Annotated in this window: 10 protein-coding genes; 5 read left to right on the top strand and 5 right to left on the bottom strand. The window is 30.1% G+C overall.

Going from position 1 to position 9201, the window contains the following annotated elements; all coding sequences use genetic code 11:
* The 5 genes from MR593_RS04910 to MR593_RS04890 form a co-directional block, all read right to left on the bottom strand.
* Positions 1-187, bottom strand: a 187-nt coding sequence (locus tag MR593_RS04910; RefSeq protein WP_290690350.1) for a hypothetical protein, incomplete at its 3' end; no start/stop codon positions are given.
* Positions 180-947, bottom strand: a complete 768-nt coding sequence (locus MR593_RS04905) for an ABC transporter ATP-binding protein (protein WP_290690346.1) — start codon at positions 945-947, stop codon at positions 180-182. The genes MR593_RS04905 and MR593_RS04910, both read right to left, overlap by 8 nt.
* A gap of 147 nt (positions 948-1094) precedes the next feature.
* Positions 1095-2108, bottom strand: coding sequence for a sensor histidine kinase (locus tag MR593_RS04900; RefSeq protein WP_290690343.1), 1014 nt, complete (start codon positions 2106-2108; stop codon positions 1095-1097).
* Positions 2109-2121: 13 nt separating this feature from the next.
* On the bottom strand, positions 2122-2793 hold the full coding sequence (locus MR593_RS04895; protein WP_290690341.1) for a response regulator transcription factor: 672 nt from the start codon (positions 2791-2793) through the stop codon (positions 2122-2124).
* Positions 2794-2807: 14 nt separating this feature from the next.
* Entirely contained in the window at positions 2808-3908 is a 1101-nt protein-coding gene (locus tag MR593_RS04890) for an N-acetylmuramoyl-L-alanine amidase (protein ID WP_290690338.1), read from the bottom strand.
* 282 nt (positions 3909-4190) lie between these two features.
* On the opposite strand from MR593_RS04890, the gene MR593_RS04885 reads away from it, so the two are divergent.
* The 5 genes from MR593_RS04885 to MR593_RS04865 all read left to right on the top strand — a co-directional run.
* A complete protein-coding gene (locus tag MR593_RS04885) occupies positions 4191-4838 on the top strand; it encodes an SGNH/GDSL hydrolase family protein (protein WP_290690336.1) in 648 nt (215 codons plus the stop codon).
* 499 nt (positions 4839-5337) lie between these two features.
* A complete protein-coding gene (locus MR593_RS04880) occupies positions 5338-6288 on the top strand; it encodes an ADP-ribosylglycohydrolase family protein (protein ID WP_290690334.1) in 951 nt (316 codons plus the stop codon).
* 115 nt (positions 6289-6403) lie between these two features.
* On the top strand, positions 6404-7201 hold the full coding sequence (locus MR593_RS04875) for an HAD family hydrolase (protein WP_290690332.1): 798 nt from the start codon (positions 6404-6406) through the stop codon (positions 7199-7201).
* 66 nt (positions 7202-7267) lie between these two features.
* Positions 7268-8422, top strand: a complete 1155-nt coding sequence (locus MR593_RS04870; RefSeq protein ID WP_290690330.1) for a M20 metallopeptidase family protein — start codon at positions 7268-7270, stop codon at positions 8420-8422.
* Positions 8423-8831: 409 nt separating this feature from the next.
* Positions 8832-9201 (top strand): hypothetical protein (locus tag MR593_RS04865; protein ID WP_290690328.1); only part of this gene is annotated, 370 nt, incomplete at its 3' end.

Raw genomic sequence — 9201 nt, 5'->3', positions numbered from 1 at the left:
CTAAGAATAATACATATTTCATTGAATCTGTTCCACATGCTTTGGTTATATTTGGATTATTGCCTAGAGAGCATATGATGTAGAACATAGATATTGTAAGTATTGATGTAATCATATATGGTACATATGTCTTAGCATTTTTCTTGATATTTGTGATTGCTAATTTAAAATAAAAGAATCTACTCATTTCTAACACCACCTGTAGCGATCATAGTCAAAGTATCAGAAATTTTTTGATACATTTCTTGTTGAGAAGAATCTCCTCTATAAAGCTGATGGAATACTCTACCGTCTTTTATGAATAAAACTCTTTTGGCACTGCTTGCAGCCTTTGTACTATGAGTTACCATTAATATTGTTTGACCTTCATTGTTTATATCCTCAAATAATTGTAGTAATTCATCAGAAGAGTGAGAGTCTAGAGCTCCAGTGGGTTCATCAGCTAATATAAGCTGAGGATTAGTTATAAGTGCTCTTGCAATTGCAGCTCTTTGCTTTTGTCCACCTGATACTTCGTATGGATATTTTTCTAGTAAATCAGCTATACCTAATTTTTTTGCTAGAGGTTGTAATCGTTCATTCATTTCATTGAATTTCTTACCGGATAAAACTAATGGTAAGAATATATTATCTTTTAATGAGAATGTATCTAGTAGGTTGAAATCCTGGAACACGAATCCTAAATTATTGCGTCGGAAGTTTGAGATTTCTTTTTCCTTTATAGATACTATATTTTTACCGTTTAATAGGACTTCACCGCTAGTTGGTTTGTCTAGTGAAGCCAATATATTAAGTAGGGTAGTTTTTCCTGAACCAGATTCACCCATTATAGCGACGTATTCTCCTTGTTCTACTGAAAATGATACATCTGATAGAGCTTTAACTTGGTTAGAGCCAAAGCGAGTTGTATATACTTTTTTTAAATTATTAACTTGCAAAATTGCCATTTAAAATACCTCCATTTATATTTTAATTTGTTGATTTCTTATTTATGAGTTAATTATAGCAAAAGGGGGAAATGCTTAACCATTTCTTTGGCTTACATTTCCCCCTTTAAACTTACATTGATGTAATTTTGAGCTGTAATGTTTATTTTATTCTACATTTAGGTTTATCGTTGATAAATCTAGAATTACCTTGGTTCCTATGCCTACTTCAGATTCTATAGAAATTCTGTGAGATAATTTAGTCATTATTTTCTTGCATAGGTAAAGTCCTAGACCTGTTGCCTTTTTATCTGTTCTGCCATTGTATCCTGTGAAGCCCTTTTCAAAAATTCTAGGAATGTCTTCTTTATCAATACCAATACCTGTATCTTCTATAACAAGTTTTTTATCTTCTAATGAATAAATTGAAATTTTGCCTTTGCTAGTGTATTTGATAGCATTAGAAAGTAGCTGTTCTATTACAAATACCAGCCATTTTTCATCAGTTAAAACCTTGTAGCTTGTATTTTGAAAATCCAACGATATTTTCTTTCTTATAAAAAGTGGAGCGTATTTTCTAATAGCTTGTCTTACTATATCGTCTAAATCGTATTCTTTTATTACAAAGTCGTTTCCGCTGTTATCTAGTCTTATATAAGATAGTACCATCTCTACGTATTGCTCGATTTTGAATAGCTCTGATGAAAGATCACCCGATATTTCACTTTCGGATGTCTGTATTAGGAGCTTCATAGCTGATATAGGTGTTTTGATTTGGTGAACCCACATCGTATAGTAGTCGAGCATATCTGTTTTTGCCATATCTGATTTAGATATGTAATTTTTATAGTCTTTATCTATATTTAAAATTAAATTAGTGTAATCGTTTTCTATTAAATTTTTAGGTGTTGGCAAATTTTCTAGTGATAAAGAAATTTCCTTTTGTAGATTATAAAGCTTGAGATGCTTTTTATAGTAGTTTATAAAATTTAAGCATATAGAAATTACACCTATAAAAATACATAAAATAGCTGAATAAAAAATTGCCTCAAGTTCTAAATCGTATAGAGAAAATACTACACAAAATACAAGTACAAATATTATAAATAGGATAATTGACTTTATATATTGTTTTATATAGCTGGCTATTATATTTATAAGCTTAAATTCGCAATCGTTCATATTATTAATCTCCTTAATTTATAATATATCCTAAACCTTTTTTAGTCGTGATGAAATTTTTAAGGCCGATAGCCTCTAATTTTCTACGAAGTCTAGTGATGTTTACATTTAATGTGTTTTCTTCAACGTAATTATCAGTTTCCCATAGCTTTATCATTAGATTATCTCTGCTCACGGTTTTTCCTTTGTTTTCTAAAAGAGTTTGAAGTATTTTATATTCGTTTTTAGTTAACTCAGCCTTTTCACCTTTATACGAGATAGAATTGTCGTTTATATTTAAAATAGCTCCATTATGCTCTAATAAATTAGATTGAGTCGAAAAATCGTAAGTACGTCTTAGTATAGCCTGAATTTTAGCGATTAAAACATGTAAATCGAATGGCTTAGCTATAAAATCATCTCCACCCATATTCATCGCCATAACGATATTCATATTGTCAGATGCAGATGATATAAATACTATTGGAACTTTAGATAATTTTCTGATTTCAGTACACCAGTGGTATCCGTTAAAAAACGGAAGTGTAATATCTAAAAGCACTAATTGCGGATCAAATTCCACAAATTGAGGTATAATATCTTGAAAATCTGTAATCCTCTTAGCGGTAAATCCCCAGTTTGAGATTTCCTTTTCAATTGATTTTGCTATAATTTCATCGTCTTCTATAATTAAAATTTTATGCATAAAAACACCCTTTCCTATTTATAATAAGCATCTATTCCATCGGCAACACCTTGCATAAATTTCTTTTGATAAGCAGGGTCGTTTAAGTTATAGTCATCAGTTTTATTGCTTATAAATCCCATTTCGAAAAGCACGCAAGGAACTTCAGACCAGTTGAATCCAGTTAATGTTTCAGTTTTATAAAGTTTATAGCCAAACATTTTTATACCGCGATTTTCTAATGCTGTATTTGTTAATTTAGCTATATCAGAGCTTGGCTTACATATAGATTTATATTTACTTGATGATATATATCTATTGTTATATAGTGGAGTGAAAATAGTAGCTCCTTTTAGGTTGTTTTCTTCAGCTGAGTTACAGTGGATTCTTATTAATAAATCACAATTATTTTTGTTGGCAAATTTAGCTCTTTCTGCATTGCTCATTTTTATGTCATTTATATCTCTTATCATTATTACATCATAACCACGGTCTTCTAAGATATATCTAAGTACTTTAGATGCGTTTAGGTTGACCTTGTACTCTGGAACTTTAGTGTATGAACCAACTGCACCATAAGAGACTTTGATTTTTAATTCTGAAGATCCAGGAGCTATAGGTTCTTTAGATAAATCACCGACTGTTTGATGACCAGCATCTATACATATTCTATATTTACCTTTTGCATATTTGCTTGATAAATACCCTATTTTTCCGTTGTAATAAACTTTGCTCCAATTACCTGATTTAGATATTAGATAGATTTTTTTTCCTTTTGGAATTTTTGATATTAATGAATAGCTTGTGCCAGGACCTTTTCTAAAGTTTACAGATGATGTCGTAGTTTGTGCTTTCATGATAGTAGCGTATTTGGATAGTATGTAGCCTGATTTTGTACCTGCTTTAACTCTAAGCCAGTTGCCTTTATATCCCATTACAGTCACTATGTTGTTTTTTGTTAGAGTTTTGAGCTTTGAAGAGCTAGTACTGCGTTCGCTTCTTAAATATGTAGTATTTGACGTAATAATAGCTGATTTAGTTGGTGAAGTTTGTGCTTCTGAGATACTATTATTACTTACAAAAAATATATTAAAAGCCAATATAAAGGTCAATAAAAATGTAATTGATTTTTTCATATATAATCCCTCCTTAGAGTAAATTATATACTTATTTTTTATTTATATCATGAAAATATTTTTATTGTAAATAAAATGTAACCATTGATAAATCCCATTAAAAGATATTTATTTTTTATTTTTATAGTGGTATATTATTATATATGGGTGCATAATTTCGTATTTATGGGAATTTAAATAGTTTAAATTTTCAAACAAATAAAAAATAAAAATATGAAATATGTTTTAAATACTATATTTTAATAATTAATACTAGAAAATAATTGAGGAGGAGTATGTAAAATGATTAATGTTTTATGTTATGGTGATTCAAATACTTATGGATATAATCCTCTTAATGGCAAAAGATTCAGTACAAATGAAAGATGGACAGGAAGATTACAATCCATGTTAGGTAGAAATTACAAGATAATAGAAGAAGGCTTAAATGGAAGAACTACTATATTAGATGATCCAATGGGAGAAAATAGAAATGGAGAACAATACTTCGACGTAGCTTTAAAGAGTAACTATCCTGTGGATCTAGTAGTTATAATGCTAGGTAGTAATGATTTAAAGAAGAGATTTAATATGCCTGCTGCTGATATAGCAGATGGTGCAGGAAAGATAGTGGACAAGGCTATTAATTACAGCAAGGAAAAAAATGAAGATCACAATCCATGCAAGGTATTATTAGTTGCTCCTATCCATATAGGTAAGGATATAGAGGAATCACCTTATGCAGATTCATTTGGTGGAAATATAGCAAGAGAAAAAAGTCTACAATTTTCTAAATGCTACGAAAAGGTAGCAAAGGATCATGGAGCTTATTTTATGGATGCAGGATTTTATGTTAATCCAAGTCATGAGGATTCGCTACATTTAGATAAAGAAGGTCATAGAATTTTAGCATATGCTTTTAAGGATAAAATAAAAGAAATTATGGAATAATTTTTAGATAAAGTGAGTATATTTTAATATGTTTTAACTTTTAAAAAAGAAAGTTGATAGGGAGCGGTGCTATCTTCTTTCTTTATTTTTTTGAAAATATATCAATAAAATTTATTTTAAAATAAAAATATAAATATATACAAAAACTATAAAATATAAAGAAAATTGTAAAATAAAAAATAAAAAAAAATTTGAAATAATGAAGGAGTTTAAAGGGGAGTATAGAATTAATATATTAAGATTATCTTCCTTAATATTTTCAATATACATTTCAATCTCAAATATTGATTAAAAATTTTGATCAGATTGCGTAAACTTACAAGGTCTGGTTTTAGATGTGTTTAGTTGGTGAAATAACACCAACTTTTTTTTTTGAAAATATTGAACTTATCAGATAAATTTTGTGTATTTGAACTAAAAAAAAGTGAAAAGAAAAGGTTTTTAATTTATAATATAAGATATAATATTAACAAAGTTTATTTTAAAGGGGGCATGCTTTATGAATAAAGTGTCGTATCCAAGAAATAAGGTGTTAGGTGGAATTTGGGGATTGATTATAGGTGATGCTGTGGGGGTACCATATGAATTTAATCCAAAGGAGAGGATTCCAGAGTTAGATAAAATTGATATAATTACTCCGGATAATTTTAGAAAAACTTACAGCGATGTGCCTTTTGGTACATATTCAGATGACGGTGCTCAGTTTTTATGTATAATGGATAGCTACATAGAATGTGATGGATTTGACATAGATAATGTGGCTAAGAAATTTTTGGCATGGCTGTCAGATGGATTATGGGCTATAGATGGAAACATCTTTGATGTAGGAATACAAACCTTAAGGGCATTAGCTGATTATGCAAGGGGGACAAGCCCAAGGAGATCTGGTCTATGTGAACCAGAAGGAAAAGGAAATGGAGCTTTGATGAGAACATTGGCTCTAGCGCTTCTTGAAAATGAAGGAGATGTAAAGTTAGTTATTGATTCTCATGAGCAGGCTATGATTACACATGGTCATATTTGCAACCATGTATGCTGTGCATTTTACAATTTGATAGCAAAATATATGCTTGAGGGTATGGAATTTGAAGAAGCATATAATGATGCTATTAAATCTCTTAGAGAGATATATAAATATAAACAAGATTATTTAGATGAATTTGAGAACAATATATTGCCAGATGGAAATATAGTCGAAAGAGGTACTGGATATGTAATCGACTGCTTAAAGACAGCGTTTAAGGTTATCAGAGAAAGTAGCTCATATGAAGAGGCTATAAAAAAGGCGATTGCATATGGAAATGACACCGACACAACAGCAGCCGTTGTAGGTGGATTAGCAGGAATTATTTACGGATTTGAGGGAATACCTACTAGATGGTATGAATTACTAAGAGGAAAAGAAGATATATTAAATTTAATAGATAGAATAAATTTTGAAGAAATCTAGATTTTTATCTAGATTTTTTTGTGCAAAAAGTTTCTTATTTTTTAGAGTATGTTAAAATACATATAGGTTATTTTTAGAAATATATGGTTAGAATGAGAATATTAAGGAGAAAAATATGGTTAAAATAATAGCAAGTGATATGGATGGAACACTTTTAGACAGTCAAAAGAATTTTCCTAAAGAGATGGATTATGTTTTAGGTAAATTAAACGAAAAAAACGTTAGATTTATAGTAGCAAGTGGTAGACAATACTACAATTTAGTTGAGATATTTAAGAGATTTGATCAAGATTTTATTTATATAAGTGAAAATGGAGCTATGGTTTTAGATAATGATAAAATGATATATTTCGATGAAATCGACAAAGAAAAATTATTTAAACCAGTTGAAATAGCTAGAAAGATAAAGGGAGCATCGATAGTTTTATGTGGCGAAAAGGGTGCTTACACTGAAAATACAGGTGAAATATTTAAAAAGAACGCCGCTATGTACTACGAAAAACTAGAAGTATTAGATGATGTGTTAGATGTTGTCAGAGAAGGTAGAGATAGAATCTGTAAGATAGCATTATTCCATGATGAGAACTCTGAAAAATATTTATCTCATGAATTTAGTGAGGTCGAAGATGATTTTTTAATCTGCGTATCAGGTGAGTTATGGATGGATTTTATGAATCCAGGAGTAAACAAAGGAGAAGCTATTAAGAGAATACAAGAATATTATGGAATAACTTACGATGAAACGATGGCTTTCGGAGATTATTTAAACGATTATGAAATGCTTCAAAGCTGTAAATACAGCTATGCTATGGAAAATGCACATCCAAAATTAAAACAAATCAGTAACTATCACGCTAAATCAAATGACGAAAATGGAGTTATGGAGGTTATAAAGAGCTACTTTAAAATTTAATTATTTGGATGTAATAATTTAGAAATTAGAAATATACGGTGTATTTTATAAAGGAGAGGACTATTAATGTTTGTAGATAGTGAAGATATAAAGAATGTAATACCAGAGGTTGTAAAAATAAGAAGACATATACATATGTATCCAGAAATTAGCGAAGAAGAATATGAAACATCTAAATTCATAAAAAAATGCCTAGAGGAAATTGGTTTAGATGCATACATAGTAGGAGATACAGGTGCTGTGTCTACTTTGATGAACGATCCTAGCTTTCCTACAGTTGCATTGAGAGCTGAGATAGATGCATTGCCTATAGAAGAGGAGACTAATTTAAGCTTTAAGTCTAAAAATAAAGGTGCGATGCATGCTTGTAGTCACGACGGTATAGTAGCGACTGCATTAGGTGTAGCCAAATTGCTTTATAAAAACAGAGAACAATTAAAATGCAATGTCAAATTTATTTTCGAGCCAGCAGAGGAAGTAGGAAAAGGAGCTAAAAAGCTAATAGAAGAAAAAGTCCTAGAAAACCCAAAGGTAGACAAGATGATCATCTTCCACTACGCAAACTCAGAGCCAATAGGAATGGAGATCCAAAAGAGTGTATCTACAGCAACTCTGGGTAGAGTTGGCATCGAAGTAACTGGAAAATCAGCACATTGGGGCGAGGCAGAAAAGGGAATAAACGCAATATCTGTATCTGCAAAGGTAGTAAGTGCTATAGATGATATCAACGAAGAATTAAAGGACAAGATGCAATTTGTCCTTGGAATGGGAACTATAAACGGTGGAGTTAAAAACAACATAATGGCTGAATCTGTTAAATTAGAGGGGACTCTAAGAGCATTTAGCGATGAAAATTTCAGTTATGTACTGACTTATTTACAAGATAAGATGAAGGCAATCGAAGAAGAAACAAATGCAACTATCGATGTAGATTTAATATCACACCTTCCTGGCTTAGTAAACAACCCAGAATTAGTCAAAATGGGAAGTCAAGTCGGCAAGGAAATATTCGGAGATAGATTTGTCTTAGGAGAGAAACCTTTCTTGGCAGGAGATAATGCGGCGTATTATTTTAGATTAATTCCTGGAGTTAGGATAGTATTTTTCGCCGAAAATGGCGGTGAAAACTGGCCTATTCACAATAGTAAGTTCGATTTTAGCGAGGAGATTTTCCCTTATGCTATATGTACACTTTATAATTTGATTTCTATCATGGGGTAGTTTTGAGATTTATTGATAGTTTAACAAGTAGCAGTCACAAGGTTTGTTTTGTGATAGTTACTTGTTTTTTTATCGAGAAAATAGATTGAATTATTGGAAAACGATTTCAAAAAATGCATGAATATAACAATATATTTTACGGCTAAAATAAGGAGTATATTGCTTTTAATAAAAATTAAAATTTTTCGGAAAACATAGATACAACTTTGTAGTTTCAATGGTTTGTTACTTTTTTATATAAAAATAAACAATAAAAAAACTAAAAGTTAGATTATGTTAATATTGTGATATTTTGGGTTAATATACTTATAGAAGATTTATAGTTTGCGATATATAATTGAATTAACAAAAGACAAGAAAATAAAATATAAAAAAATAAATTAATTAAAAGTTTTAGGAGGTAGTGGATATGAACAAATTATTTAGAAACGATATGGATAACAAAATGTTTAGAGATTTAGTATTATCATTTACAGTATGTTTTACTTATGTATCATACAATGGCCTAGTAGCAGGTATGACAAACGGAATTATAATTTCAATGGCAGCAGCTGGATTCTTCACTCTAGTAAGTGAAATAGTTAGAAACTTAGTAGAAGTAGACTTAGAAATTAAAAAATCACTTTCAAAAGAAGAAGTTGCTAGAAAATATCAAATGAGATTAGTATTAAGAGATTCATTAGTAACATTCGTATTAGTATATGGATTCATGACTAGTCCATTAGTAGGAGCTTTAACATTAGGAACTGCAGCAGCTTATATAGTAGCAGCATTAGCAC

It is taken from the genome of Intestinibacter sp., from assembly GCF_022780145.1.
Taxonomy (GTDB): domain Bacteria; phylum Bacillota; class Clostridia; order Peptostreptococcales; family Peptostreptococcaceae; genus Intestinibacter.
Note: the sequence above shows the minus strand (reverse complement) of the source record. Positions and strands in the feature narration are given on the sequence as shown.

What these genes read in the sequence shown, in the direction of transcription:
- MR593_RS04905 (WP_290690346.1), bottom strand. Translation starts at nt 947, where the DNA reads ATGGCAATTTTGCAAGTTAATAATTTAAAAAAAGTATATACAACTCGC.
- MR593_RS04900 (WP_290690343.1), bottom strand. Translation starts at nt 2,108, where the DNA reads ATGAACGATTGCGAATTTAAGCTTATAAATATAATAGCCAGCTATATA.
- MR593_RS04895 (WP_290690341.1), bottom strand. Translation starts at nt 2,793, where the DNA reads ATGCATAAAATTTTAATTATAGAAGACGATGAAATTATAGCAAAATCA.
- MR593_RS04890 (WP_290690338.1), bottom strand. Translation starts at nt 3,908, where the DNA reads ATGAAAAAATCAATTACATTTTTATTGACCTTTATATTGGCTTTTAAT.
- MR593_RS04885 (WP_290690336.1), top strand. Translation starts at nt 4,191, where the DNA reads ATGATTAATGTTTTATGTTATGGTGATTCAAATACTTATGGATATAAT.
- MR593_RS04880 (WP_290690334.1), top strand. Translation starts at nt 5,338, where the DNA reads ATGAATAAAGTGTCGTATCCAAGAAATAAGGTGTTAGGTGGAATTTGG.
- MR593_RS04875 (WP_290690332.1), top strand. Translation starts at nt 6,404, where the DNA reads ATGGTTAAAATAATAGCAAGTGATATGGATGGAACACTTTTAGACAGT.
- MR593_RS04870 (WP_290690330.1), top strand. Translation starts at nt 7,268, where the DNA reads ATGTTTGTAGATAGTGAAGATATAAAGAATGTAATACCAGAGGTTGTA.